The following is a 22,975-nucleotide window of genomic DNA, read 5'->3' as shown; positions in this document are numbered from 1 at the left end:
GTCAGGCCGAAGCGATGCAGAACAGGTGGCCCTCGGGGTCGGCGAGAACGGTCCACTCGCCTTCGCCGGGCTGGAACTCCGGCTTGGTCGCCCCGGCCGAGAGCAGCTCCTTCACCGTGATCTCGGGATCGGCGACCGTGAAGTCGAGATGGGCGTGCTTCGCGGCGTCGGGCCAGCCGGGCCCCCGGTAGCCGGCGACCCGCTGGAAGGCCAACCGGACCGGCCCCTCGCCGAGTTGGACGAAGTCGTCGTCGCCCTGCCCGAGGTCCCAGCCGGTGACCTTGCGGTAGAACTCGGCGAGGGCCCCGGGATCGGCGCAGTCGATGGTGATCGCGGTGAGCTCCGCGTGGACGGCCATGGATGGCTCCCTTCGTGTCATCAGATGAGCCCCAGCATCCGGGGCGAGGGGGCCGAAGGTCTTGAAGATCCTTGCGGGCCGTTCTGTCGTACCCGGCGGGTACCGTCCGCGGCATGCTGTCCGCATCGACCCTCGCCGCCCGGCCGGAGTTCACCGTGGCCGTGGTGGGGTGCCGTTCCGACCACGCCCGGTGGTCGCAGCCGGAGACCCGCGACGACCACCGCCTGGTGCTGGTGCGACGCGGCAGGTTCCGGCGATCGGCCGACGGCACCGACGCCGATCTGGACCCGACCACGGCCTACTTGGGCGCGCCCGGCGAACAGGAGCGCTTCGCCCATCCGGCCGGCGGCGACGTCTGCACGTCGGTCAGCTTCGAGCCCTCCCTCCTCGGGCGCCCGCCCGCCGCGGCGACGGTGTACGTCGACGCGCGCGTCGATCTCGCCCACCGCCGTCTGGTCGCTGCCGCGGCCACCGGCGACATCGACTACGCGCTGGCGGAGGAACTGCTCCGCCTCGTCGCGGCCGCGGCCGGTGAGCCGACTTTCCGCTCCCGGCCGGCCGACCGGGCGCTGGCCGCCGCGGCGCGCGAGGCGATCATCGAGGAGGCCCCGGAGGCCGGAGGGCTCTGCGCCCTGGCCGCGCTGCTGGAGGTGTCGCCCTACCGACTGAGCCGGGTGTTCTCCAGGGAGACGGGCGTCTCGCTGACCCGCTACCGCAACCGCGTACGCGTCACCCGGGCCATGGACCGGATCGCCGAGGGCGAACCCAGCCTCGCCGCCCTGGCAGCCCAGCTCGGCTTCGCCGACCAGGCGCACCTGACCCGCATCGTCCGCGAGCACGTGGGACACACACCGACGGTGCTGCGCCGGCTGCTCGCCCCGGTTCGCGCCCGTCATGAGCCGACGGGCCGATGAACATACCGCCGGACGGGCTTCCGGGAGCGGGGTCGGCGGGGTCGGCGGGGTGCGGGGCGCGGGTCGACCAAGTGCCGGGTGCCGGGTGCCGGGCGCCGTGGGTCACGCGGGCTCGGCGGCGAGCAGGTCGGTGGTGCGGTCCGCGGTGAGCACGCCGAGGATGTAGCCGTCCTCGTCGACGACGGGCCAGACCGCCAGGTGCTTGATCCGCATGGCGATCGCGGCCAGGGTCAGGCCCATGGTCGGCCAGGCGAACGGGCCGCGCTGGTGGGTGGTGGCGCTGATCGCGGTCCGCTCGGTGTACCAGGAGCGGGTGAGGAACGGGTGGAGTCCGGTGCGGGTGACCAGCCCTTCGCACCGGCCGTCGTGGCCGCGGACGAGAAGGTAGTCCAGGTGGGCGCCGCGGAGGATGTCGTCGGCCCGGTCGACGGTGCTGTCGTCGGCTATCTGGTAGGCGCAGGGTTCCATGGCGTCGGCGACCGTGAGGCCGTGGCCGGGCCGGGCGGGCTGGGGCGAGTGAGTGGTCACGGCGTTCACCGTTCCCGTCTCCGGCCGCCCGCCGGGGCGGGGTCTGCCGGGCTGTCCTGCACCCAGAACGAAGCCGGAACGGGGACCGGGATACGGGATGCCCTGGATGTCTCCGAGGCTACTCCCGCGGTGGTCGGCCCGGGGGAGGCTACGGCGGAGTAGCGTGGGGAGCAACCGAGGACATTCCGGACACCGGCATCAGCGTCGACGTCGCCCTGGGTCATGACGGGTCCCTCGTGGACCGGACGGGCGGCTTCGGATGATGCCGATCCCCCTCCCCATTCCTTCCTCCCCCGGGCCGTGGACGGCGCCCGGTGTCCCGCTGCTGCCGCGCTTGGAACTGGAGCCGACGATGTCGCGGGAGGGTGTTTTCGACGGGGCCTGGTGGCCCCGTTCGAACGAGGTCCTCGCCGAACTGCCGGACCTGATCACCGCGCTCGGCGCCCACTTCGGGCGCATCCTGCGGGTCGGCCTCGACACCGAGGCCTGGGACGGTGTGCCCCGGTCCGTCGCCGCGAACGGCCTGATGGTCAGGATCAACTGGTTCGCCGGCAGCGACGGGACGATCAGCGTCACCCGGGGCCTCCAGGACCACTTCCTCCTGCTGGTGGTGCCGCCCGGCACCGACGCGACAACGGCCGCCTCGGCGATGGCCGGAGCCTCCGCGACGGGGAACCACACTCCGGCGGCGGAGCTGCTGCTCGGCCGACCGGTGGTCGCCGTCGCGCCCGGCCGGATTCACGGCTGAAGCCGTTCTCCATCGGTGGAGAACACCGATGGAGAGCGCCGGTGGAGAACACCGGTGGGAGAAGTCGTCGAAGAACCTTCGCGGGGAGCGATGAGTTTCCGGGACGCCCGGGGTCTACCCCTGTGCAAGCTACGGACGTGACCACGGAGGAGATCCCGAGATGACCGAGAACCTGGGCGAGCTGACCATCACCCGCGAGCTGCCGGGTGCCCCGGCCGCCGCGTTCGAGGCGTACTTCGAGCCGGAGCAGTTCGTCCGCTTCTGGGGGCCGGTCGGCACCCACGTGCCGCTGGAGACCGTGACCGTCGAGGCGAAGGAGGGTGGTCGCTACGACAGCACCATGGTGATCGACGCGACCGGCGACCGGTACCCGCTGAAGGCCGAGATCACCGAGATCCGGGTCGGCGAGTTCTTCGCGATGGTGGAGGAGGGCTCGGGCATGCGCTCCACCCTCACCTTCACCGGTCTCGACGGGGGCGGCACCCGGGTGGTGCTGCACCAGACCGGGGTGCCGGAGATGTTCCGCGGCCCGGAGGCCGAGGCGGGGCTCAACTCCAGTTTCGACCGGCTGGTCGAGCACCTCGCCGGCCGGAACTGACGGGCGCGGCGCTTCCGGCGTGCCCGCCCCGGGCCACCCCCGTGGGCCCGGGGCGGGGGCGCGGTCTGTTGGCCGTGCGCTGGGGGTGAACGGTCAGTTGGCCGCGTCCTGGGGGTACCAGCGGAGCTCGACGGTGTTGCCGTCCGGGTCCTGGACATAGACGGAGGTGGCGGTGCCGCGGGCGCCGTAGCGGGGGACGGGGCCCTCCAGGACGGTGAAGGTACCCGCGTCGATGACCTCCTGCCAGTCGAGGGGCTCGACGGTGAGGCAGAAGTGGTCGACGTTGGACTCGTGCCGGGGGCCGTGGGCCAGGTCGATGATGGTCTCGGCACTGACCCGGATCGACGGGAAGGACACCTTGCCGGCGCGCCATTCGTCGACGCGGACGGGCTCCAGGCCCAGGAGGCCGGCGTAGAAGGCCAGCGAACGCTCGACGTCGGCGACGTTGAGGACCAGGTGGTCGAAGGCTACGACGCGCATGGGTGATCGGCTCCGCTCGGGGTGGGGCTGTCGGGGACGGGTTCAACGATCCTCTCGGCCGGGCGGGTGATCAATGCGTGATCGCCGTAGGATCGTTGAGCCGGATTCAACGATCGAGGGGCGGGGCGGGATGCTGGAGCGGTTGGAGATCGAGGTCTTCCTCGCGCTCGCCGGGGAGCTGCACTTCGGCCGGACCGCGGAGCGGCTGCACCTGACCACCGGGCGGGTCAGCCAGGTGGTGAAGAAACTGGAGCGCCGGATCGGCGGGCAGTTGTTTGACCGCACCAGCCGGTCGGTCCGACTCACCCCGGTGGGGCGGCAGTTGGCGGACGATCTGGCCCCGGTGGTGGCGGCGATGGAGGCGGCGCTGCGCCGGGCGGAGGACGCGAACCGGGGCGTCACCGGGGAGCTGCGGGTGGCGTTCCTCGGCGAGTGGACGGCGCCGGTGCTGCTCAAGGCGGCCGCGCTGTTCGGCGAGCGACATCCGGACTGCCGGGTGGACGTGCGGGAGGTGCAGCTCTCCAACTCCCGGGCGAGCCTGGTGGACGGGTCGATCGACATCCTGATCGCCTCCTACCCGTTCGACGGCATGGCCCGCGGGCCGGTGCTGCTGACCGAGCGGCGGGTCCTGGCGGTGGCGGCCGGGCACCCCTTGGCCGGCGAGCGGTCGGTGTCGCTGGAGGTGCTCGCGGACCATCCGGTGGTGCAGTACCCGGAGGTCACCTCGGCGGGCTTCAAGCGCGACCGCACCCCCGGCCGGACCCCGTCCGGCCGCCCGGTGCCCAAGGGGCCGTCCGGCGGCACCTTCTCCGAGATGCTCAGCCTGGTCGCGATGGGCCGCGGTGTCCTCCCGGTCGGCGAACACTCCCGCCGCTACTACCCGCGCCCGGACGTCGCGTACGTGCCGATCCACGACGCGCCCCCGATCCAGCGCGGCCCGGTCTGGCTGGAGAGCAACACCACCGCCCGGGTCCGCGCCTTCGTCCGGGCGGCCACCGACGCCGTCGCGGAGTCGGTCGACCGGGCGCCGCCGTTGTGCGTGGTGGCGGAGTGACCGGTGCCGGCGGAGTGACCGGTGGGGGCGGAGTAGCCGGTGGGGGCTTCAGGAGATCGCGCGCAGCCGGGGCCGCTCCGGGGCGAGCAGGCGGTCGAGGTGGGCGGCGGTGTCGTCGTCGGCGGGGAGCAGGACGAGGAGCTGCTGGGCGTCGTCGGTGAGGTCCAGGGTCTCGCGGTGGAGCCGGAGTTCGGGACCGGACGGGTGGCGGAGGCGGAGCGGGCCGCGGCGGGGGACGAGGTGGTTGCCGATCCGGCGGGTGAACTCGGGGCCGGCGATCGGGGCGAGTTCGGTGCTGAGCCATTCGGCGGACTCGACCGAGGGTGCGAGCCAGATGTCGAAGGCCTGCTCGTCGGCGATGTCGTCCCAGTCGGCGAACAGGGTGCGGGCGCGCGGGTCGGTGAAGACGTAGCGGGTGAGGTTCGGGGCCGGGGCGTCGAGCAGTCCGGCGGCGCCGAGGACGGCCGCGTAGCCGCTGGTGTGGGCGAGGACGTCGCCGAGGCGGTTGGTGACGGCGGCGATGCCCGGTTCGAGCAGGCGCAGGGTCTCGCGGACGGTGGGGCGCAGCTCGCGCGGGGCGGGGGCGGGTCGGGCGTGGCCGGTGCACGCGCCGCCGGTGATCTTGGTGAGGTAGCGCACGTGGTTGCGCTCGGCGGGGTCGAGGCTGAGGGCGTCGGCGAGCGCGTTGACCACGGCGGTGGAGGGGTTGCGGTCGCGGCCCTGCTCCAGCCGGGTCAGGTACTCGACGCTGATGCCGGCCCGGACGGCCAGGTCGGAGCGGCGCAGGCCGGGTGAGCGGCGGCGGCCGTGGTCGGGCAGGCCGAGCGTCTCCGGCTGGATGCTGTCCCGTTTGGCGCGGATGAAGTCCCCCAGTGGTGTGCCCATACGGCGAGCGTACGGTCGATCGTCGCGCGGAGGGTGGCCCTGCGGGGGCCAGCCTGGGTACGGCCTGGTTGCGGCCGTTCGGCGGGCGGAGAGTGGTCGCCATGGAGACGAACACGCACAAGCTGGTGATCATCCTCGGCAGCGTCCGGGAGGGCCGGTTCGGCCCGGTGGTGTCCTCGTGGGTGGCCGAGCAGGCCGCTTCGCACGGCGGCTTCGAGGTCGAGACAGTGGACCTCGCCGAGGTCGATCTGCCGCTCGAACTTCCGGCTGCCTCACCGAAGTTCGCGGGTGACGGTTATCCGCGTCCGGCCGGGATGGCGAAGCTGACCGAGGCCCTGGAGGGCGCCGACGCCTTCGTCGTCGTCACGCCGGAGTACAACCACAGTTACCCGGCCTCGCTGAAGGCCGCGATCGACTGGCACTTCACCCAGTGGACGGCCAAGCCGGTCGCCTTCGTCAGTTACGGCGGTGCGGCCGGCGGCCGGCATGCCGTGCTGCACCTGGAGAACGTGCTGACCGAGCTGCACGCGGTGACCATCCGGGACGGCCTGGCCTTCCCGAACTACTTCACTGCCTGGGCGGACGGCCGCCCGAACGACCCGCAGGCGCCCGGCTACGCCAAGGTCCTGCTCGACCAGCTGTCCTGGTGGGCGGGCGCGTTGAAGAACGCGCGGGCCGCCGCGCCGTACCCGGCATGACCGGAGCGGGGAAGGCACCTCAACCCGCCCTGCGCCGACGGTAGTAGTGCACGGTGAGCACGGCGAGCAGCGGTCCCCAGGCGGCCAGCGGCAGGTAGCCGGCCCAGAACACGACGGTCTGCCAGCCGTGGGTGATCAGCCCGATGTTCCGGTCGCCCCGGATGGTCAGGCCGAGCGAGAACATCACCATCGCGTACGGGAAGACCATCAGCGCCGCCGAGCCCAGCCCGGCCGGGACCACGGCGGCGAGCACCGGGACCGGGCGGCCGCCGAGGACGGGGATCCAGCGCGGCCACACCTCGCCCCAGCGGGCGACCAGGCCGAAGCAGAGGAGCGCCAGCGCCTCGCTGACCACGCTGAGCGCGAGGATGTACGCCCAGCCGCCGTCGAACGGGGCCGGGTCCTGCTCCGGCGGTGTCGGGCCGTGGTCGAGCAGCGGCAGCCCGAGGATGAAGCCGCCGATCCGCCAGAGGCAGGAGGGCAGGACCGCCAGGGTGATCGCGTAGCCGGTCCGGACCGCCCAGCGGGGTACGCCCGGTGCGGGTGTGCCGTGCAGTCGTGCCGCGATCGTCCGTGCGCCCATGGTTCCGCCTCCGGCCCCGGGCGGACGCCGTCCGTCCGCCACCGGCTCCGACCTTCCCGGAGCGCGCGGGCGGGGGCGTCCTCACCCGGGCTGAAACCGGGCGGGCCCGCTCCCCCGGGCGGGGGAGCGGGCGGTCGCCGCGGTAGGAGGCCACGGGGGGTAGGAGGTTGCCGCGGTCAGGAGGCCACGGGGGTAGGAGGTCGCCGCGGTGACGAGGTCAGGGCAGCAGCAGCCCCCAGGACAGGGCCCAGGGCAGGAACACCACCCCGGCCAGCAGCAGGGCGCCCAGCCGGACCCGGTCGGCCGCCGGGGCGGCGGCCAGGGCCGCCCGCTCCCGCCTGGCGCTGACCGCGGCGACGGCGGCCGCCCCGAGCGCGAACAGCGCGAGCAGTTGGACGGCCAGCCAGACCACCGGGCGGCCGAACAGGACCGGGCCGGGGAACATCGCGGCGGTGACCATCAGGAAGAGCAGGTACCCGAGGGCGCCCAGGAGGGCGGCCGTCCCGGTGAGGGCGGCCCAGCGGGCGGCCCGGGGCAGGGCGGCGGGTCGCGGCCGGCGGCGCAGGCGGCGGACGGCGCCGGTCAGCGCGTAGCCCACGAAGCCGGTCAGGCACAGCAGGGTGGCGACGGCCTCGACCCAGGTGGACTCGTACCAGGGGAGCGGATCGAGCGCGCGGCTGCGGATGTCCTGCTGCGGGGCCGGGTCGGCGGAGGCGGTGGGCAGGCCGGTGGCGAGCCGCTGGATCCAGGCGGATTCGGCCTCGGCGTAGTCCGCCGGGAGCCGGTCGGGCCGGTCGTAGCCGTCGTCCGCGGTGAGGTGCAGGTTGTGCCGGACGTCGGGGACGGTCCGCAGCGTGTAGTGGGTGTTGCCGCCGCGGTCGAGGGCCCGGCGGATGATCGCCGCGCTCTCCTCGGGGGCGGCCTCGCGGTCGAGGGTGCCCCACTCGGCCAGGACCGGCTGCCGGACCCGCTCCCACACCGGCACCGGATCGTAGTCGGCCTCCGGGAAGATCCCGGCGGCGGTGAGCTGCCGGACGGAGGTGTCCGAGAGCGCGTCGACCAGCGAGCCGTGGACGCCCGCGTGGCGCAGGTAGCCCCGGTACGCCCAGGCCTGTTGGCGAGCGGGGGTGAGGCCGACCGCGCCGACGGTGACCAGGTACGTCACCTCGGTGGAGCGGGTGGCGGCGAGCGAGGCCACCCAGGCGCCCTCGGACAGGCCCCACAGGCCGACCCGGTCCGGCGCGACCTCCGGCCGGGCGCGCAGCAGCCGGACGGCGGCCAGGGCGTCCTCGGCCAGCTGCCCGTAGTCCCGGTGGGTCGTCGAGTAGCCGTCGGTGCGCTTGTCGAAGACCAGCGTGGTGACGCCGTGCCGGGCGTACGCCTCGGCGGCGGCCCGCAGTTCGGCCAGCGGGCCCGGCCCGGCCCCGGGGACCATGACCAGCCCGGGGCCGCGGGTGCCGGCCGTCGCGGCGGGGGAGGCCAGCAGCAGGCCGTGCAGGACGGTGCCGCCGGCGCCGGTGAAGTCGACCGGGCTGGCGACCGGATCGCCCGTCGCCGACGTGGTGTTCGCGGGTGTGGCGCTCGCAGGTGTGGTGCTCCCTGCCGTGCCGTTCCCCGCCGTGCCGCTCACGGCCGTGCCGTTCCCCGCCGTGCCGCTCACGGCCGCGGCGCCCGCCGGTCCGCCGGTGAGGAGCAGCCCCGGCAGGGCCGTGAGTAAGGCGGTGAGCAGCAGCGCCGCTCCGGTGCGTGCTGGTCGGATGGGTCCGGTGCTCATCGCCGCTCTCCCCCGGTCGTTCTCCACTTGTGGGTTCCAGCCTGGCGGGCGGCGGAGTCCGGGGCGATGGTGGTCGCACCCGGACCGGGGGTGGGGATGTCCCCCGGAAGCGCCCCGGGCACCCCGGAAGCGCCCCCGTCACCCGGGGCGTCGCGGAGGGCTCAGCGGACCTCGTCGGGCCCGGTGAAGTCGGGCGGTGTGTACCCGGGGCCGGTGAAGTCGGGCGGGGTGAAGGCGGCCGGGCGGGTCGTGCGGCCCCGGGGGTCGGTCAGTCCCTCGGGGCCGGGGCTGGTGAACGCGGGCGAGGTGTAGCCGGGGCTGCTGAAGTCGGGGCTCTCGTAGCCCGGGCCGTCGTGGTCCGGGCTCCCGTGGTCGGGGCCCGCGTGGTCGGGGCCGTCGTGGTCGGGCCGTGCCGCCGGGCCCGGCACCGGCGGCAGCGCGTCGAGCAGGTACGGGAGGATTCCGCGCTCGCGCAGCGCGCCGCGCCACTCGCGGTGGGCGTCGCCGAGTTCGGCGGCGAGCTCCGGGTCGGTGCCGGCCGGGGCGGTCGCGGCGCCTTCGCGCAGGGCGGTGAGCAGCAGCCCGATGACGCCGATGGCCATCGCGGCGACCCCGGCGGCGAGGGCCACCCACCCGGCCGTGACCAGGGAGTGGGCGAGGGCGAGGTTCGGACCGGCGGCGCGCAGCAGGTAGCCGATCAGCAGCAGGAACAGGGCGGCGGCCCAGGCCAGGATCGGGGTGAGCACGGTGAGGACCGGGAACAGTCCGGCGCCGCCGCCCCCGGAGCGCAGCTGGCTGAACAGCCCGGGGGCGGCCGGTTCGCCGCCGGGCGGCGGTGGGGGCGTGCTGTGCAGGCTCTCGCGCAGCCGGGTGTAGTGGGTGTACTCGGTGGCGGCCGCGGCGTTGACGCGGTCGGCGTCGCGCAGGGCGCGGATGCGCAGCTGGTCGGTGGTGAGCGCGCCGGGCGCGCGCAGGGCGGTGAGGACGGTGCGGTCGCGCAGGGCTTCCGTGAGGAGGCGCTCGTACTCCGGGCGGTCCTCGGCGAGCAGTGGCGGGGGGTTGGACATGGGAACCCCGTTCGTGCGGTCCCCGTTCGCTCCGCCCCGGGGGCGCGCGGCCCTCAGGACGCCGAAACGGGCGCGGAGGCGGGCCGCCGGACGGGCGGCCGGGTGTGGTGTGCCTCATGGTAGGGGCGGGCACGCCCGGGCTGACAGTCGGTTTCCGGAATTTCGCGCCCCGGGACGCGTGCGTGCGACCGCCCGAGCGCCGGGAACAACTGTTCTACGGCGATGGTCGGTTGACGATCGGTCGGAAGTCGGAAGTCGGAAGTCGGCAGCCGGAAGGCGGAAGTCGGCAGCCGGAAGGCGGCAGTCGGTGGGCGATCCGTGCGAGCGATCCGGCCGATGGACGGCCGCGCGCCTCAGCCGATGGGCAGCCGGGCGACCAGCAGCCGCCCCTCCATGGTGACGCCGCCGTCCATCGCCACCGCGAGGTCGTCCGCGTACACATACGGCCCGGGGATGTGCGGCGGCTGGCCGTCGTCGTTGTGCACCGCGCCGGTGAGGTACGGGATGGGGCTGTGCCCGTGCACGATCCGGCTGCCGCCGTAGGTGTCCAGCAGCTCGTGGACGGCCATCGGGCCGGCGTCGCCGCGGAAGGCGAACCGCTTGGTGAAGCGGCGGAAGCAGTCCCACCACTCGTCCACGCTGCCGTCGGCGAGCAGGCCGTGCACCGCGTCGTTGACGTCGGGGATGGACTCGCCGTACTCCAGGTACGCGGTGGTGTCGGAGTGCAGCAGCAGGTGGCCGTCCTCGACCGCCATGGCGGGCAGCCGGGAGAGCCAGCTGATGTGGTGCGCCTCCAGCCGGTCCAGGTCGCTCTGCTGGCCGCCGTTGAGCCGCCAGGCGGCGAGGAAGGAGGCGGTGCCGGCGGTGGACTGGACGGGCTCGTCGCCGTACTTGGCGGCGCCGAGGAAGAGCAGTTCGTGGTTGCCCATCAGGGCGCGGCAGTAGCCGCCGGCCGCGGCGGCCTCGGCGGCCAGCTGCATGACCAGGTCGATGACGCCGATGCCGTCGGGGCCGCGGTCGGTGAAGTCGCCGAGGAACCAGATCCGGGCGCGGCCGGCCGACCAGTGGCCGTCGGCGTCGATCAGGCCCTGGCCGTGCAGCGCGGCGCGCAGCTCCTCCAGGTAGCCGTGCACGTCGCCGACGACGTAGACCGGGCCGGGGGGCTCGCCGGGGCCGGGGGCCGGGTACGGGTAGGTGGGTGCGGCGGGGTCGGGCAGCGGCGGGCCGAGTTCGATGGTCGGCGGGTCGTCGCGGCCGTCGAGCCCGAGTGCGGGGGAGGGCTGGTCGGGCAGGGTGGGTTCGTAGCCGCCCTGGTCCCGGCCGTCGTAGCCGCCCTGCTCCCGCGCGTCGTAGCCGCCCTGGTCCTGGCCGTCGTAGCCGGTCTGCTCCCGGCTCTCGTAGCCGCCTTGCTCCCCGCCCGCGTAGCCCGTGCGCTCCTCGTACCCGGGGCCGTCCTCGTAGCCGCCCTGCCCCTGCTGTCCCTGGTGCTCCTGCTGTCCCTGGTGCGAGAAGGCCGGGGTCTGGTCCATGCCGATGCCCTGGGCGTGCACGGTGTGGCCCTGGCCGTCGGCGGGCCAGTGCTGCTCCAGGTAGCGGGCTCCGCCGTAGCCGCTGTAGGTCTCCCCGTCGTGGCCCTCCCCCTCGTAGGGCGCGGCGGGGTAGCCGGTGGCGGCGTCGGGTTCGTAATAGGTGCCGTACGGCAGCACGTCGAGGTCCGGCTGGTGGCGGGGGACCGAGTGGGGGTGCTCGGGCCCGGGGAAGCGGTCCTCGGGTGTCATTCGCCCATCATAGGAAGACCACTCTCCCGGCGTCGTCACCTGGTGGGTATCCAATCCTCCGGAGCGTCAGCCGGGCGGTCCCGCAAGGTCCGTTTTGTCCCGGCTCGGCATGGTCTCGTCGGCTGTGGCGGGGCCGCGCGGCCCGGCCTCGGGGCCGCTGCGGCGTGGTGGTCTATACCTCGCCCGGGGCCCGGGGCGGGCTGACGGTGGTGCGCGGACTCCGGCGCTGGGAGGACGCGCGGACGATCAGCTCGGTCGGCATCAGGGTGCCGGGCGGCGGCCCGGTGCCGGCGGTGCGGAACCGCGGCGGGAAGAGCCGGGCGATGTCGACGCCCGTCCCGGAGTCCACGCCCTCGATCGCGTCGATGAGCAGGTTGACCACCGTGGTGCCGATCTTGCGCGGCTTGAGCGAGAGCGTGGTGATCGGCGGCTCGGTGGTCGCGTAGACGTCGCTCTCGCTGCAGCAGACCAGCAGCAGGTCGTCCGGCACCCGCAGGCCGTAGCGGCGTGCGGCGGCCAGCAGGTCGGTGCCGTTGGGGTCGAACAGTCCGTAGACGGCGTCCGGCCGGTCGGGGCGGGCGAGCAGCCGGTCGGCGGCGACGGCGCCGGCGGCCGGGTCGTGCGCCGGGTAGGTCTCGTAGACCGGCTCCTGCCCGACCTTGGCGCACCAGCCGAGGTAGGCCTCGGTGGAGAGCCGGGTGTAGGTGTCGGTGCTGGTGCCGGTGAGCAGGCCGATCCGGCGGGCGCCGGCCTCGGAGAGGTGGTCGAGGATGCCGAGCACGGCGGCCTCGTGGTCGTTGTCGACCCAGGCGGTGACCGGGCAGTTGCCGGGCTTGCCGTCGCTGACCACCGGCACGCCGGACCGGTAGAGCTCGCTCACCAGGGGGTCCTGGTCGGGCGGGTCGATCACCACGGTGCCGTCCAGGGCGATGTTGCCCCAGACGTCGTGGCGGGAGGAGGCGGGCAGCACCACCAGCGCGTAGCCGCGGCCCAGGGCGGCGCTGGTGGCGGCCCTGGCCATCTCGGCGAAGTACGCGAACTCGGTGAAGGTGAACGGCTCTTCACCGTAGGTCGTGACGGTCAGGCCGATCAGGCCGGACCGTCCCGTGCGCAGGGTGCGGGCGGCCGCGGAGGGGCGGTAGCCGAGGCGCTCGGCTACCTCGCGCACCCGGCTGCGGGTCTCGTCGGGCAGGCGGCCCTTTCCGTTCAGCGCATCGGAGACAGTGGTGATCGACACTCCGGCGGCTGCTGCCACATCCCGGATGCCGGCCCGCTCCAGACGCCGTGAGGTGGTGGGACGCCGACCGCTCTGGTTGGCTGCTGCTGTCATGGCGGACCGATCGTATGGCTCCTGACAAGGGTCTGTGACCGGCGCATCGGAAGCCCCCGGAGATACGTTTCTCCAAGAGTGAGCCGGGGTGCGCCCCTTCGATACCCGCCTGAAACCAGGCCTCTTACCTCTGACATGTGCCAAAGGAACCGGGCAGAATGGCTGATCTGCGCCTGTAACCCGACCGGGCATCTCACTCCTACGGGTGAGGGCGGTCGGTATCGTGCAAGGCACCCGACCGGGGAGTCCGGGCGCGTCACGAGGTCCGGGCACGGAGGCGACCCCGTCCGTGGCGGGCGAGCGCACCGGAGAGTTCCGCAACTGGAAACGGAGTACGACCGTGAGCAGTGGTACGTCAGCGCAGGGCCCGCGGCTGCGGCCGACCCTCGACGGCATCCCCACGTACAAGCCCGGCAAGCCGGCCGGCGCCGACGCCTACAAGCTGTCCTCGAACGAGAACCCCTACGAGCCGCTGCCCGGTGTCCTGGAGACCGCGGTCAAGGCGGCCGGTTCGCTCAACCGCTACCCCGACATGGGGGTCACCGAGCTGACCTCGGTGCTGGCCGAGCGCTTCGGGGTGCCCGCCGAGCACATCGCCACCGGCACCGGCTCGGTCGGCATCGCCCAGTCGCTGGTGCTCGCCACGGCCGGCCCGGGCGACGAGGTGATCTTCGCCTGGCGCTCCTTCGAGGCGTACCCGATCGTCGCCACGGTCTCCGGGGCGACGCCCGTCCCGGTGCCGCTCAAGGCGAACGGCGACCACGACCTGGACGCGATGCTCGCCGCGGTCACCCCGAACACCCGGCTGATCTTCGTCTGCAACCCCAACAACCCCACCGGCAACGTGATCCACCGCGCCGAGCTGGAGCGTTTCCTGGACGCCGTCCCCGGCGACGTCCTGGTCGTGGTGGACGAGGCCTACATCGAGTTCATCCGCGACCCCGAGGTGCCCAACGGCATCGACCTCTACCGGGACCGCCCGAACGTGTGCGTGCTGCGCACCTTCTCCAAGGCGTACGGCCTGGCGGGCCTGCGGGTCGGCTTCGCCATCGCGCACGAGCCGGTGGCGGCCGCGCTGCGCAAGGTCGCCACCCCCTTCGGCGTGAGCCGGATCGCCCAGGACGCCGCCATCGCCTCGCTGCGCGCCGAGGAGGCGCTGCTGGAGCGGGTCGAGGCGCTGGTCGAGGAGCGCACCCGGGTGGTGGCCGGACTGCGCGCCCAGGGCTGGGAGATCCCGGACTCGCAGGCCAACTTCGTCTGGCTCTGGCTCGGCGAGCGTTCGCCGGAGTTCGCCGCCGCGTGCGCCGAGGCCGGCGTGATCGTGCGGCCGTTCCCGGAGGGCGTGCGGGTGTCGATCGGCGAGGCCGAGGGCAACTCGATCTTCCTGTCGGTGGCGGAGGCCTTCCGCAAGTCGCTCTGACGTCCTGCTGGTGATCGCAGGGGCGTGCCGGTCCTCCGGTGCGCCCCTGCGGCGTTTCCGCGCCCCTGGGGTGTCCCGGGCGGGTGTCGCGGGCCGTGCGGCCGCGTTGCGGGCGGCTGCCGCGGGTCCCGGACCGTACGGCGTTCCGCACGGCTGCCGCAGACCGGGCCCGACTCCGTGAGAACGCCCTCAGAACGTCCTGCCGGATGCCTGGAGGTCGCTGGGAGCCCGCTGGGAGTTGCGCCAACGGCCGCCCACGGGGCGGCCAAGGCGCCCGCACGGGAGGGGCGCTCTGTCCGCAATGCCCGGATCCGGCCGGTCAGGCTTCTCCCAGCCGGCGTCCAGGACGACGCAAGAGGGCCCCGGGAAGCTGTCCGGCATGAAGGTGCTCCCACGGCGGCGAGGCGCCGTCCTCGTCAATTCCGCGCTCGGCGTGGCCCTGCTGGGCGGTGCCGCCCTGGTGTACGCCACGGTCAGCGGCAGTTCCGGCCCGGCTTCCGCGAAGCCCGTGGCCCGTACCGCGACGGTGTCCAAGGGCACCGTCCTGGCCACCGTGTCCGGATCCGGCACCCTGGTCTCACCCACCGACGCGGCCCAGGACTTCACCACCGGTGGCAGGCTCACCGCGGTCGAGGTCGCGGTCGGGGACGCCGTGAAGAAGGGTCAGGTGCTCGCCACCGTCGACACCGCGGCGGCCCAGCAGCAGGTGGACGCGGCCCGGTCCGCGCTCACCACGGCCCAGGCCAACCTCACCAAGGCCCAGGCCGGGGTCACCACCACGACCACCGAACAACTGCCGGGCGCCACCTCCGCCGCCTCTCCGGGCGCCGGGGCCGGCAGCGGTGGCCGCGGGGCGGGCGGGAGCAGTACGCCCGCCCCGCAGACCACCACCATCACCACCACCAAGGTCGACGACGCGGCCGTGGCCCAGGCCCAGCAGCAGGTCGCCACCGCGCAGACCGGCCTCGCCAACGCCCAGGCGGCGCTGACCGGCACCACCCTGACCGCCTCGGTGGACGGCACGGTCGCCTCGGTCTCCGGCAAGGTCGGCGACACCGTCGGGGCCACCGGCTCCGGCTCCTCCTCGTCCTCCTCCACCAAGTCCACGGGCAGCGGCGCGAGTTCGACGTCCGCTCCGAGCGGCTTCATCGTGCTCACCAACCCGACCGGGATGCAGGTCACCGCGAACTTCTCCGAGCTCGACTCGCTCAAGCTGAAGAAGGGCGAGGCGGCCACCGTCACCCTGAACGCCCAGTCCGACACCAAGCTCAACGCGACCGTCCTGTCGGTCAGTTCGCTGCCCACCAGCAGCGGCTCCGGCGGCGCGGCCGGCTCCGCCGCCGTCCAGTACGCGGCCACGCTCCAGATCACCGGCGACACCAGCACGCTGCGCACCGGCCTCAGCGCCACCGTCCAGGTGATCACCGGCGAGGCCGACAACGCGCTCTCGCTGCCCACCTCCGCCCTGTCCGGCACCGGAACGTCGCGCACCGCGACCCTGGTGCAGCCGGACGGCGCCTCCGAGCGGGTCACCGTCGGCGTCGGGGTCGAGGGCGACAGCACGGTACAGGTGGTCTCCGGGCTGAAGGAGGGCGACAAGGTCGAACTCCCCACCACCAGCGGCGGCAACGGCTTCCCGAACGCCTCCTTCCCGGGCCTCGGCGGCAACCGGGGCGGGGCCGCGGGCGGCGGGGTCTTCCCGGGCGGCGGCTCCGGCGGCGGTGGCGCCGGTGGCGGGGCCGGTCGCGGCGGCAAGGGCTGAGACCGGTCATGCGTCACGTCATCGACAAGCGCGTCCCCGCGCATCCCGTCCCGGTGATCCGGATCCGCCGGCTCACCAAGGCGTACGGGCACGGCGACGCCACCGTGCACGCGCTGCGCGGCCCCTCCGACCCGGCGACCGGCGAGCCGCAGGGCGTCGACCTGGACATCGAGCAGGGCGACTTCGTCGCCGTGATGGGCAGCTCCGGCTCCGGCAAGTCCACCCTGATGAACATCCTCGGCTGCCTGGACGTCCCGACCGCCGGCCGCTACCTGCTGGACGGCACCGACGTCGGACACCTGGACGAGCAGCAGCTCGCACTGGTGCGCAACCGCAAGATCGGTTTCGTCTTCCAGTCCTTCAACCTGGTGCCCCGCACCACCGCCCTCGCCCAGGTCGAGCTGCCGCTCGCCTACGCGGGCGTCCGCACCGCCGAACGGCGCCGCCGGGCGATGGCCGCGCTGTCGCTGGTCGGGCTCGCCGAACGGGCCGGGCACAAGCCCAACGAGCTCTCCGGCGGCCAGCAGCAGCGCGTCGCGGTGGCGCGGGCGCTGGTGACGGCGCCCGCGATGCTGCTCGCCGACGAGCCGACCGGCAACCTCGACAGCCGCTCGACGGAGGAGGTGCTCGCCCTGATCGACGGGCTCAACGCCACCGGCCGCACGGTCGTGCTGATCACCCACGAGGACGAGGTCGCCCGGCACGCCAAGCGGGTGCTGCGGCTGGTCGACGGGCAGATCGTCAGCGACCTGAGGCAGGCGCCCGTGGAGGGGCCGCCGCCCTTCCTGGACGCGGCGTTCGCGCAGACCGCGGTCGCGGAGGTGTCGGCGTGATCCTCTGGCAGACGCTCCGCTTCGCGGTCGGCGGCCTGGCCGCCAACAAGGTGCGCTCGGCGCTCACCATGCTCGGGGTGCTGATCGGCGTGGCCTCGGTGATCCTGCTGCTGGCGGTCGGCAACGGCTCGTCCGTGGCGGTCAAGGACTCGATCACCTCGCTCGGCACCAACTCGCTGACGGTCAGCTCCAGTTCGGCGAACGGCGGCTCCCGGGCCACCTCCGCGGTCAAGAAGCTCACGGTCGCCGACGCCAAGGCGCTGGCGAGCGACGGCGACTCGGGCGCCATCAAGTCGGTCGCCCCGGTGGTCACCACCAGCGGGACGGCGCTGTACGGGAACATCTCGTACAGCCCCGGCTCGATCGTCGGCACCTACCCGTCGTACTTCGAGACCGCCAACCAGAAGGTCGCCCACGGCGAGTACTTCACCGACGACGACGTGCTCAACTCGCGCAAGGTCGCGGTGCTCGGCGCGACGACCGCCAAGCAGCTGTTCGACACCGAGAACCCGGTCGGCAGGTCCGTCGTCCTCGGCGGCACGCCGTTCACCGTGGTCGGCGTGCTCCAGGCCAAGGGCGGCAGCGGCTTCACCGACCCGGACGACGTGGTCGTCGCCCCGCTCCCGACGGTGCAGAACGCCTTCACCGGCTTCGGCTCGGTCAACCAGATCCTGGTGCAGGCCTCGAACGCCGACAGCACCACGGCGGCCCAGTCCGAGATCACCCGGGTGCTGCTCGGGACGCACGCCATCGCCGACCCCGCCAAGGCGGACTTCCGGATCACCAGCCAGGCCTCGCTGCTCACGGCGCGGGAGAGCACCACCAAGACCTTCACCGTGCTGCTCGGCGCGGTGGCGGCGATCTCGCTGCTGGTCGGCGGGATCGGCATCACCAACATCATGCTGGTGACGGTCACCGAGCGGACGCGCGAGATCGGCATCCGCAAGGCGCTCGGCGCGCCGCGCGCGGTCATCCTCGGGCAGTTCCTCACCGAGTCGACGCTGCTGTCGGTGATCGGCGCGGGGCTGGGCGTGGCGGCCGGGATCGCCGGCTCGCACTTCAGCATCGTCGGCATCAAGCCGGTGGTGATCCCCGAATCCGTGCTCGGCGCGTTCGCCATCGCCGTCGCCATCGGGCTGTTCTTCGGCAGCTACCCCGCCAACCGGGCCGCCTCGCTGCGGCCGATCGACGCCCTCCGGCACGAGTAGGACTCCACTGTCATGAGCAAAGAGATCGCCACGGTCAGCCCGGACACCGGCACTCCGGCCGAGCAGGTCGCCCTGCTCGCCACCCCGCCGGACGCCCGCGACGTGAGCGCCGAACTGGCCGCGCCGCCCCGGCGGAAGCTGCCCTGGCTCAGCCTGGTGCTGGCGGGCGGCGTGATCGCCACCGGGGCCTTCGCGGGCGGGGTCTGGTACCAGCAGAACAACGGGACTGCGGGCGGCGGGAAGTCCTCCGCCCGGCCGGCCGCCGCCGCGGCGGCTCCGGGCGGCGGCTACGGGCAGGGGCAGAACGGCTCCCGCCGTGGCGGGCAGGGGCAGGGTGCGGGCCAGGGCGGCCAGGGCCAGGGCGGGCAGGCCGGCTTCGCCCGGGGCACGGTCAAGGCCGTCGACGGCAACACGGTGTACCTGACCGACACCAACGGCAACACCATCAAGGTCACCACCGGCGACGCGACGAAGGTCCAGCTCAACAAGGAGGGCAAGGTCGGAGACCTGCAGCCCGGCCAGAGCGTGACCGTCGTCGGCACCCCCGACGCCAGTGGTGGCTACACGGCCAGCCAGCTCGTCGAAGGCGCCGCCGGCGCGGGCGGCTTCGGTGGTGGCTTCGGCGGTGGCGGTGGCGGTGCTGGCTTCGGCGGCGGTGCCGGGGCCGGTGGCGGCGCTCCCAGGAACCCGTCCGGCGGCTGACCCGGAGCCGACGGACGACCGCGAGGCCCTCGCCCCTTCGGTGGGCGGGGGCCTTCGCATGTGCTCAGCGCGGTTCGAGGCGCCTCACCGGTTCCACACCGATTCCCGGTCCAGGTCCCGGAGCAGGTGGAGGAGGTTGAGGAGAGTGCTGACGGGCGCGTTGCCGAAGTCGACCAGGAGACGCCCGTCGAGGATGGTCTCACCGGCGGAGGCCAAACCCCAGAGCAGCCCGTACGGGAGACCGCGCCGGTGCAGCTCCCCGAGCAGGACCGTGATGTGCGCGGCGGTGAAGTCCCGCATCCGGGGGTCGTCCGGCGCGACCGGTTCGCGGGTCACGCGACGGAGTCCAGCTCGTACAGGGAGGGGGTGTTCAGGGTGCACACAGGAACCTCCGAGAGGCATGAGTGTGGAGGGGGAAGCCGTGAGCCAGGCCAGGGGGTGGTTGCTCTTCGGCGGGCGGGCAGCAGGCGCCTACTGCGCTGAACCAAAGCGTGTCTGACGATCCATCGGATCGTTCTGAGGATGACGATAGCGCGCGTCGCCACAGATTTGTGGCGATAAGCGAGAAGTTCCCCCGAACGGGGCTGGCAGACTGGTCCCATGGCCCTTCGATCGAACCCAACGCTCCGCCAGTTGAGGTTGGGTGCCGAACTTCGCAGGATGCGGGAACAGGCCGGCCTCGGCGGCAGCCAACTCGCCCGCGCACTGGGCATCAATCCCGCCCACGTGACCCAGATGGAGAGCGGCAGGACCGGCATCAGCGTCGAACGCCTGCGCACGATCGCCGCGTTGTGCATGTGCGTCAACGAGCCCTTGATCGACGCGCTCGCGGACATCATCACGGACCGGGACAAGGGCGGTTGGTGGGAGGAGTACCGCGGAAACCTCTCGCCCGACTTTCTTGAGGTTGCAGAGATCGAGGGGCGGGCGAGAGGGCTCTCTACCTACACGATGGCCTTCATCCCGGGCTTGCTCCAGACCAACGCCTATGCATCGGCCGTCTTCGCGCGAAACTTCCCACCTCTCCCGTGCCACGAGGTCGATCTGCGGACATCCTTTCGGATGCAGCGGCAGAGGGTCGTTCGATCCGGCGAAACGCCGTACTTGGCATACATCCATGAGGCAGCGCTGCGTATGCAGTTCAGTGGACCAAAGGTTCAAGCCGAGCAGCTCGGAAGTCTCATCGAGGCTTCCGAGCTGCCGACCATCTCTGTTCGAGTTGTGCTGTTCGAGGTCGACACGCTGCCGCTCACGCACGAGAACTTCACCTATGCCGAAGGGCCGATTCCTGAGCTCGACACAGCGCAGATGGACTCGGGGCTCGGCAACGTGCTCTTTGACGCGCCAGCCCACATGACCCGGTTCCGCACCCTGCTCGCTCGGATCGACTCGGCGGCCCTCTCGGAAGGTGAATCCCGGGAGTTCATTCGATCCATCAAGAAGGATATGGAAAGCAAGTATGCCTAACTCTCCGTGGCAGAAGTCCAGTTACTCTGGCGCGAACTCCGAATGCGTAGAGGTGCGGATTGTCGCTGGTGTGATCGAACTCCGCGAGTCCGACGAGGGTGACGTCATCGTCCGCACCACCGCCCCCAACTTCGCGGCCCTCCTCCAGGGCGCGAAGGCGGGCGAGTTCGACCGCCTGGCCACCTCCCGCGCTTAGCGAACCGTTCCGGCGGCCCCTTGCTCCTCCGCAAGGGGCCGTCGGAAAATCGATGGCCGGTTCGGCGGCACCCGATGAAGATCGCTGGATGCATCCCTTCCTGCAGACCGAGCGTCTCCTCCTGCGGCCGTTCACCGAGGCCGACGGAGACGACCTCTTCGCGCTGGACAACGATCCCGAGGTCATGCGCTTCATCAACGGTGGCAAGCCGGCGGACCGCGAGGCGATCCGCACGCGGACCCTGCCCCGCCTCCTCCACGTCCACCCGTGTTCGGGCACCCGGGGCTTCTGGGCGGCCCAGGAGAAGACCACCGGGACGTTTCTGGGCTGGTTCGAGCTCCGTCCGCTCGACGACCACGATCCGGCCGTGGTCGAACTCGGCTACCGGCTGAACCGGTCGGCCTGGGGCAGGGGTTGTGCCACGGAGGGTTCGCTGGCCCTGATCGACAAGGGGTTCGCCGACCTCGGGGTGGAGCGGGTCACTGCGAACACCATGGCGGTGAACACGGGCTCCCGGCGGGTGATGGAGAAGTCGGGCCTGTCGTTCCTCCGCAGCTATTTCGGGGACTGGCCGGAGTCGATCCCGGGGTCCGAGCACGGCGAAGTCGAGTACGAGCTCCTCAAGGAGACCTGGGACGCGCGGGAAGTCGGCCGGTCCGACTTCCCGCGCACGTAGCGGTAGTTCGTGCCGGTGGCCCCTCGCGCCTCGCGAGGGGCCACCGGTCGATGCGGGCGGTGCCTACGGCTGGATCACGAAGTACACCACCATGCCCGCGGTCAGGCACAGGAAGAGCTGCACCATGAAGCCCCAGGTGAGCGGCACTTCGTCCGTGTCGCCGGCCTTGTCGGCCGCGAGCTGCCGGCGCGCGAGCTTCCCGAGGTGCCCGGCCGTCCCGAGGGCCATCGACAGCATCGCCAGCGAGTACATGGACAGCGCACCGGCCGGGTTCATCCCGTTCGTGTGGTAGCGGCCGATCAGGAAGAGCGCTCCGGCCAGCGGCGCCAGGGACACCATGATCCGGTACGTCCGCGTCGGCTGCGGCGGTACCGCCAGCGCCCAGAACAGCACCGTCGTCAGCGCGACGATCCACCACCAGGTGGCCACGCTCAAGCCCAGTGGAGTCATTCCCCCACCCCCCAGGTCACGGACGTTCGTTCACGTCCACTCCCGAGCACACTAGCCACGCCTCCCAGGGCCCTGCGCCGACCGAATCCCGCAAGATCCCGGCCGAGTTGCTTGCCGGATCCCGGCAGGAACGCTCAGTCGAGGCAGAACTCGTTGCCCTCGACGTCCTGCATCGCGAGGCAGGACTCGTTCTTGTCGTCGGCGACCAGCAGGTGCACCCGTGTCGAGCCGAGCGCGCCCAGCCGGGTGAATTCGGCCTCCAGTACCGCCACGCGCTCCTCGCCGAGGAGTCCGGTGCCCACCCGCACGTCGAGGTGCACCCGATTCTTCACGACCTCGCCCTCGGGGACGCGCTGGAAGTACATGCGTGGGCCCGCGCCCGTGGGCTCCCGCCGCTCAATTTCCGCCGTGGATCCGCAGGTTGTGGGGGCTCTGGGGCTCCTGATCCCCGGTCCCCAGCAGCCCTGGTGCTGGCTTTCGCCGCGCGGCCGAGCCTCGTGGGGTTGGAGCGATCCGAACACGGAAGCAATTATCAAGTTATGGCAATTAAATATCCGTAATTCACTTCGACGGAACTCGTGGATTTGTGCTCTATGCTTCGGAATCGCGGAAGAATCTCCTCTCAAAGGAATCCCATGAGCAGCGCAGACAACAAGAAGTCCCAGTTCGACGAGATCGACACCGACGGCGACGGCTACATCAGCGCCGTGGAGCTCAAGGCCCACCTCCAGGAGAACCCCAAGGTGAGCGACGCCAACGCCAAGGCGCTCTTCAAGTTCGCGGACGACAACGGCGACGGCCGGATCAGCTTCGAAGAATTCGCCGCGATCGTCAGGTAGTCGCTTTATTGGACGGTCGCCCCATGCGCAGGAAGTCGGCCATGCCGACTTCTCGCGCGCGGCAGTCGCGTCGGCGGCCCCTTGCTTCCCGCAAGGGGCCGCCGGTGTTCCCTCCGGGGGTGGGTCCAGCCCCACCCCGCTGTGGGGCTGGACCCATACCCGGCCGCCCGTCCGCTCCGTAGCGTCGTTCCCACAACGACACGGAGGGGAAAGAACCATGGCGACCACGACCGACCAGGACACCTTCACCACGGTGAAGAAGTGCATCGGGCTCTTCGGTGCAGCCGGCGCCGTCGTCCTCGGCACAGTGGCCGTGATGGCGGCCACCGGCCACCCGACGACCCCGTTCATGTGGATCCGCGGGGTGATCTTCCTCGCCATCGCCCCGTTCCTCCACCGGCTGGCCACCCGCGCCGCCGGCGGCTCCTTCAAGGCCTTCGACCGGGTCCGCACCCTCTCCACCGTCATGCCGATCGCCATCATCGCGGTCGACGCGATCCCCGGCCTCTGCCCGGTCTGGTACGCGGTCCTCCAGGGCCTCTCGGCCCTCGCCCTGGTCGCCGTCGCCGTCCTCACCCGCACCCCCGCCCTGCGGGCCGCCTTCCCCAAGGCGGGCTGACGCCCCGC

The 22,975-nt window shown here is 72.6% G+C and carries 26 protein-coding genes and 1 pseudogene; 15 read left to right on the top strand and 12 right to left on the bottom strand.

Going from position 1 to position 22,975, the window contains the following annotated elements:
* Position 1 precedes the first annotated feature (1 nt).
* Positions 2–358, bottom strand: coding sequence for a VOC family protein (locus ACFVUY_RS00900; protein WP_387726495.1), 357 nt, complete (start codon positions 356–358; stop codon positions 2–4).
* Between the two features lie 113 nt (positions 359–471).
* On the opposite strand from ACFVUY_RS00900, the gene ACFVUY_RS00895 reads away from it, so the two are divergent.
* Complete coding sequence (locus tag ACFVUY_RS00895; RefSeq protein WP_387726492.1) at positions 472–1,272, top strand: helix-turn-helix transcriptional regulator; 801 nt, start codon at positions 472–474, stop codon at positions 1,270–1,272.
* A 102-nt stretch (positions 1,273–1,374) separates the two neighbouring features.
* Here ACFVUY_RS00895 and ACFVUY_RS00890 read toward each other — a convergent pair whose 3' ends face one another.
* A complete protein-coding gene (locus ACFVUY_RS00890) occupies positions 1,375–1,800 on the bottom strand; it encodes a CBS domain-containing protein (protein ID WP_387726489.1) in 426 nt (141 codons plus the stop codon).
* Positions 1,801–2,059: 259 nt separating this feature from the next.
* On the opposite strand from ACFVUY_RS00890, the gene ACFVUY_RS00885 reads away from it, so the two are divergent.
* Positions 2,060–2,548: a DUF5994 family protein gene (locus tag ACFVUY_RS00885; RefSeq protein WP_387726486.1), complete on the top strand. Its 489-nt coding sequence runs from the start codon at positions 2,060–2,062 to the stop codon at positions 2,546–2,548.
* A 160-nt stretch (positions 2,549–2,708) separates the two neighbouring features.
* Entirely contained in the window at positions 2,709–3,146 is a 438-nt protein-coding gene (locus ACFVUY_RS00880) for an SRPBCC domain-containing protein (RefSeq protein WP_359905155.1), read from the top strand.
* A 93-nt stretch (positions 3,147–3,239) separates the two neighbouring features.
* Here the strand turns inward: ACFVUY_RS00880 and ACFVUY_RS00875 are convergent, their stop codons facing one another.
* Positions 3,240–3,626, bottom strand: coding sequence for a VOC family protein (locus ACFVUY_RS00875; protein ID WP_359905153.1), 387 nt, complete (start codon positions 3,624–3,626; stop codon positions 3,240–3,242).
* A gap of 130 nt (positions 3,627–3,756) precedes the next feature.
* Here ACFVUY_RS00875 and ACFVUY_RS00870 point away from each other — a divergent pair, with 130 nt between their 5' ends.
* A complete protein-coding gene (locus tag ACFVUY_RS00870) occupies positions 3,757–4,680 on the top strand; it encodes a LysR family transcriptional regulator (RefSeq protein ID WP_387726482.1) in 924 nt (307 codons plus the stop codon).
* Positions 4,681–4,728: 48 nt separating this feature from the next.
* Here the strand turns inward: ACFVUY_RS00870 and ACFVUY_RS00865 are convergent, their stop codons facing one another.
* Positions 4,729–5,565 (bottom strand): helix-turn-helix domain-containing protein, encoded by an 837-nt coding sequence (locus ACFVUY_RS00865; RefSeq protein ID WP_387726479.1) that lies wholly within the window; start codon positions 5,563–5,565, stop codon positions 4,729–4,731.
* 101 nt (positions 5,566–5,666) lie between these two features.
* Between ACFVUY_RS00865 and ACFVUY_RS00860 the strand changes: the two genes are divergently transcribed.
* Entirely contained in the window at positions 5,667–6,263 is a 597-nt protein-coding gene (locus ACFVUY_RS00860; protein WP_359905145.1) for an NAD(P)H-dependent oxidoreductase, read from the top strand.
* Between the two features lie 19 nt (positions 6,264–6,282).
* On the opposite strand, the gene ACFVUY_RS00855 is transcribed toward ACFVUY_RS00860, so the two are convergent.
* The 5 genes from ACFVUY_RS00855 to ACFVUY_RS00835 all read right to left on the bottom strand — a co-directional run bounded on the left by ACFVUY_RS00855 (position 6,283) and on the right by ACFVUY_RS00835 (position 12,795).
* The gene (locus ACFVUY_RS00855) at positions 6,283–6,846 is read right to left on the bottom strand and encodes a hypothetical protein (protein WP_387694009.1); all 564 of its coding nucleotides are present in this window, start codon (positions 6,844–6,846) and stop codon (positions 6,283–6,285) included.
* Positions 6,847–7,063: 217 nt separating this feature from the next.
* Complete coding sequence (locus ACFVUY_RS00850) at positions 7,064–8,620, bottom strand: alpha/beta hydrolase family protein (protein WP_387726476.1); 1,557 nt, start codon at positions 8,618–8,620, stop codon at positions 7,064–7,066.
* A gap of 161 nt (positions 8,621–8,781) precedes the next feature.
* Positions 8,782–9,687: a hypothetical protein gene (locus ACFVUY_RS00845; protein ID WP_387694007.1), complete on the bottom strand. Its 906-nt coding sequence runs from the start codon at positions 9,685–9,687 to the stop codon at positions 8,782–8,784.
* A 353-nt stretch (positions 9,688–10,040) separates the two neighbouring features.
* Positions 10,041–11,465 carry a metallophosphoesterase gene (locus tag ACFVUY_RS00840; RefSeq protein ID WP_387726474.1) on the bottom strand — a complete coding sequence of 475 codons (1,425 nt, stop codon included), beginning with the start codon at positions 11,463–11,465 and terminating at the stop codon, positions 10,041–10,043.
* Between the two features lie 172 nt (positions 11,466–11,637).
* Entirely contained in the window at positions 11,638–12,795 is a 1,158-nt protein-coding gene (locus ACFVUY_RS00835) for a LacI family DNA-binding transcriptional regulator (RefSeq protein ID WP_359905133.1), read from the bottom strand.
* A 340-nt stretch (positions 12,796–13,135) separates the two neighbouring features.
* Between ACFVUY_RS00835 and hisC the strand changes: the two genes are divergently transcribed.
* The 5 genes from hisC to ACFVUY_RS00810 all read left to right on the top strand — a co-directional run bounded on the left by hisC (position 13,136) and on the right by ACFVUY_RS00810 (position 18,720).
* Positions 13,136–14,215, top strand: a complete 1,080-nt coding sequence (gene hisC / locus ACFVUY_RS00830) for a histidinol-phosphate transaminase (RefSeq protein ID WP_387726472.1) — start codon at positions 13,136–13,138, stop codon at positions 14,213–14,215.
* Between the two features lie 379 nt (positions 14,216–14,594).
* On the top strand, positions 14,595–15,977 hold the full coding sequence (locus tag ACFVUY_RS00825; RefSeq protein WP_387694005.1) for an efflux RND transporter periplasmic adaptor subunit: 1,383 nt from the start codon (positions 14,595–14,597) through the stop codon (positions 15,975–15,977).
* Positions 15,978–15,985: 8 nt separating this feature from the next.
* Entirely contained in the window at positions 15,986–16,810 is an 825-nt protein-coding gene (locus tag ACFVUY_RS00820) for an ABC transporter ATP-binding protein (RefSeq protein ID WP_387726470.1), read from the top strand.
* Positions 16,807–18,018 (top strand): ABC transporter permease, encoded by a 1,212-nt coding sequence (locus ACFVUY_RS00815; protein ID WP_387726468.1) that lies wholly within the window; start codon positions 16,807–16,809, stop codon positions 18,016–18,018. The genes ACFVUY_RS00820 and ACFVUY_RS00815 overlap by 4 nt, the downstream gene beginning before the upstream one ends.
* 12 nt (positions 18,019–18,030) lie before the next feature.
* Complete coding sequence (locus ACFVUY_RS00810; protein WP_387726466.1) at positions 18,031–18,720, top strand: hypothetical protein; 690 nt, start codon at positions 18,031–18,033, stop codon at positions 18,718–18,720.
* 84 nt (positions 18,721–18,804) lie between these two features.
* Here ACFVUY_RS00810 and ACFVUY_RS00805 read toward each other — a convergent pair whose 3' ends face one another.
* Entirely contained in the window at positions 18,805–19,056 is a 252-nt protein-coding gene (locus tag ACFVUY_RS00805; RefSeq protein ID WP_387726463.1) for a hypothetical protein, read from the bottom strand.
* A gap of 264 nt (positions 19,057–19,320) precedes the next feature.
* Here ACFVUY_RS00805 and ACFVUY_RS00800 point away from each other — a divergent pair, with 264 nt between their 5' ends.
* The 3 genes from ACFVUY_RS00800 (at position 19,321) to ACFVUY_RS00790 (ending at position 21,059) form a co-directional block, all read left to right on the top strand.
* A complete protein-coding gene (locus tag ACFVUY_RS00800; protein ID WP_380353905.1) occupies positions 19,321–20,187 on the top strand; it encodes a helix-turn-helix domain-containing protein in 867 nt (288 codons plus the stop codon).
* A complete protein-coding gene (locus ACFVUY_RS00795; RefSeq protein ID WP_387726460.1) occupies positions 20,180–20,383 on the top strand; it encodes a DUF397 domain-containing protein in 204 nt (67 codons plus the stop codon). Before ACFVUY_RS00800 ends, ACFVUY_RS00795 begins: the two co-directional genes overlap by 8 nt.
* 88 nt (positions 20,384–20,471) lie before the next feature.
* A complete protein-coding gene (locus ACFVUY_RS00790; protein ID WP_387727065.1) occupies positions 20,472–21,059 on the top strand; it encodes a GNAT family N-acetyltransferase in 588 nt (195 codons plus the stop codon).
* Positions 21,060–21,122: 63 nt separating this feature from the next.
* Here the strand turns inward: ACFVUY_RS00790 and ACFVUY_RS00785 are convergent, their stop codons facing one another.
* A complete protein-coding gene (locus tag ACFVUY_RS00785; protein ID WP_387693999.1) occupies positions 21,123–21,509 on the bottom strand; it encodes a hypothetical protein in 387 nt (128 codons plus the stop codon).
* Positions 21,510–21,643: 134 nt separating this feature from the next.
* Positions 21,644–21,898 (bottom strand): annotated as a pseudogene (locus ACFVUY_RS00780) (VOC family protein); the annotation flags it as partial.
* A gap of 246 nt (positions 21,899–22,144) precedes the next feature.
* On the opposite strand from ACFVUY_RS00780, the gene ACFVUY_RS00775 reads away from it, so the two are divergent.
* Entirely contained in the window at positions 22,145–22,348 is a 204-nt protein-coding gene (locus tag ACFVUY_RS00775; protein WP_387693998.1) for an EF-hand domain-containing protein, read from the top strand.
* 217 nt (positions 22,349–22,565) lie between these two features.
* Positions 22,566–22,967, top strand: coding sequence for a hypothetical protein (locus ACFVUY_RS00770; RefSeq protein ID WP_387726457.1), 402 nt, complete (start codon positions 22,566–22,568; stop codon positions 22,965–22,967).
* The last annotated feature ends 8 nt before the right edge of the window (positions 22,968–22,975 follow it).

The organism is Kitasatospora sp. NPDC058063, assembly GCF_042885395.1.
In the GTDB taxonomy this organism is placed as follows: domain Bacteria; phylum Actinomycetota; class Actinomycetes; order Streptomycetales; family Streptomycetaceae; genus Kitasatospora; species Kitasatospora lactacystinica.
This window is presented reverse-complemented; position numbering and strand designations above follow the sequence as displayed.

Bases quoted from the DNA above. Each gene is read 5' to 3' on its own strand.
- ACFVUY_RS00900 (WP_387726495.1), bottom strand. From the start codon at position 358: ATGGCCGTCCACGCGGAGCTCACCGCGATCACCATCGACTGCGCCGAT.
- ACFVUY_RS00895 (WP_387726492.1), top strand. From the start codon at position 472: ATGCTGTCCGCATCGACCCTCGCCGCCCGGCCGGAGTTCACCGTGGCC.
- ACFVUY_RS00885 (WP_387726486.1), top strand. From the start codon at position 2,060: ATGATGCCGATCCCCCTCCCCATTCCTTCCTCCCCCGGGCCGTGGACG.
- ACFVUY_RS00880 (WP_359905155.1), top strand. From the start codon at position 2,709: ATGACCGAGAACCTGGGCGAGCTGACCATCACCCGCGAGCTGCCGGGT.
- ACFVUY_RS00875 (WP_359905153.1), bottom strand. From the start codon at position 3,626: ATGCGCGTCGTAGCCTTCGACCACCTGGTCCTCAACGTCGCCGACGTC.
- ACFVUY_RS00870 (WP_387726482.1), top strand. From the start codon at position 3,757: ATGCTGGAGCGGTTGGAGATCGAGGTCTTCCTCGCGCTCGCCGGGGAG.
- ACFVUY_RS00865 (WP_387726479.1), bottom strand. From the start codon at position 5,565: ATGGGCACACCACTGGGGGACTTCATCCGCGCCAAACGGGACAGCATC.
- ACFVUY_RS00860 (WP_359905145.1), top strand. From the start codon at position 5,667: ATGGAGACGAACACGCACAAGCTGGTGATCATCCTCGGCAGCGTCCGG.
- ACFVUY_RS00855 (WP_387694009.1), bottom strand. From the start codon at position 6,846: ATGGGCGCACGGACGATCGCGGCACGACTGCACGGCACACCCGCACCG.
- ACFVUY_RS00850 (WP_387726476.1), bottom strand. From the start codon at position 8,620: ATGAGCACCGGACCCATCCGACCAGCACGCACCGGAGCGGCGCTGCTG.
- ACFVUY_RS00845 (WP_387694007.1), bottom strand. From the start codon at position 9,687: ATGTCCAACCCCCCGCCACTGCTCGCCGAGGACCGCCCGGAGTACGAG.
- ACFVUY_RS00840 (WP_387726474.1), bottom strand. From the start codon at position 11,465: ATGACACCCGAGGACCGCTTCCCCGGGCCCGAGCACCCCCACTCGGTC.
- ACFVUY_RS00835 (WP_359905133.1), bottom strand. From the start codon at position 12,795: ATGACAGCAGCAGCCAACCAGAGCGGTCGGCGTCCCACCACCTCACGG.
- ACFVUY_RS00825 (WP_387694005.1), top strand. From the start codon at position 14,595: ATGAAGGTGCTCCCACGGCGGCGAGGCGCCGTCCTCGTCAATTCCGCG.
- ACFVUY_RS00820 (WP_387726470.1), top strand. From the start codon at position 15,986: ATGCGTCACGTCATCGACAAGCGCGTCCCCGCGCATCCCGTCCCGGTG.
- ACFVUY_RS00810 (WP_387726466.1), top strand. From the start codon at position 18,031: ATGAGCAAAGAGATCGCCACGGTCAGCCCGGACACCGGCACTCCGGCC.
- ACFVUY_RS00800 (WP_380353905.1), top strand. From the start codon at position 19,321: ATGGCCCTTCGATCGAACCCAACGCTCCGCCAGTTGAGGTTGGGTGCC.
- ACFVUY_RS00795 (WP_387726460.1), top strand. From the start codon at position 20,180: ATGCCTAACTCTCCGTGGCAGAAGTCCAGTTACTCTGGCGCGAACTCC.
- ACFVUY_RS00790 (WP_387727065.1), top strand. From the start codon at position 20,472: ATGCATCCCTTCCTGCAGACCGAGCGTCTCCTCCTGCGGCCGTTCACC.
- ACFVUY_RS00785 (WP_387693999.1), bottom strand. From the start codon at position 21,509: ATGACTCCACTGGGCTTGAGCGTGGCCACCTGGTGGTGGATCGTCGCG.
- ACFVUY_RS00775 (WP_387693998.1), top strand. From the start codon at position 22,145: ATGAGCAGCGCAGACAACAAGAAGTCCCAGTTCGACGAGATCGACACC.
- ACFVUY_RS00770 (WP_387726457.1), top strand. From the start codon at position 22,566: ATGGCGACCACGACCGACCAGGACACCTTCACCACGGTGAAGAAGTGC.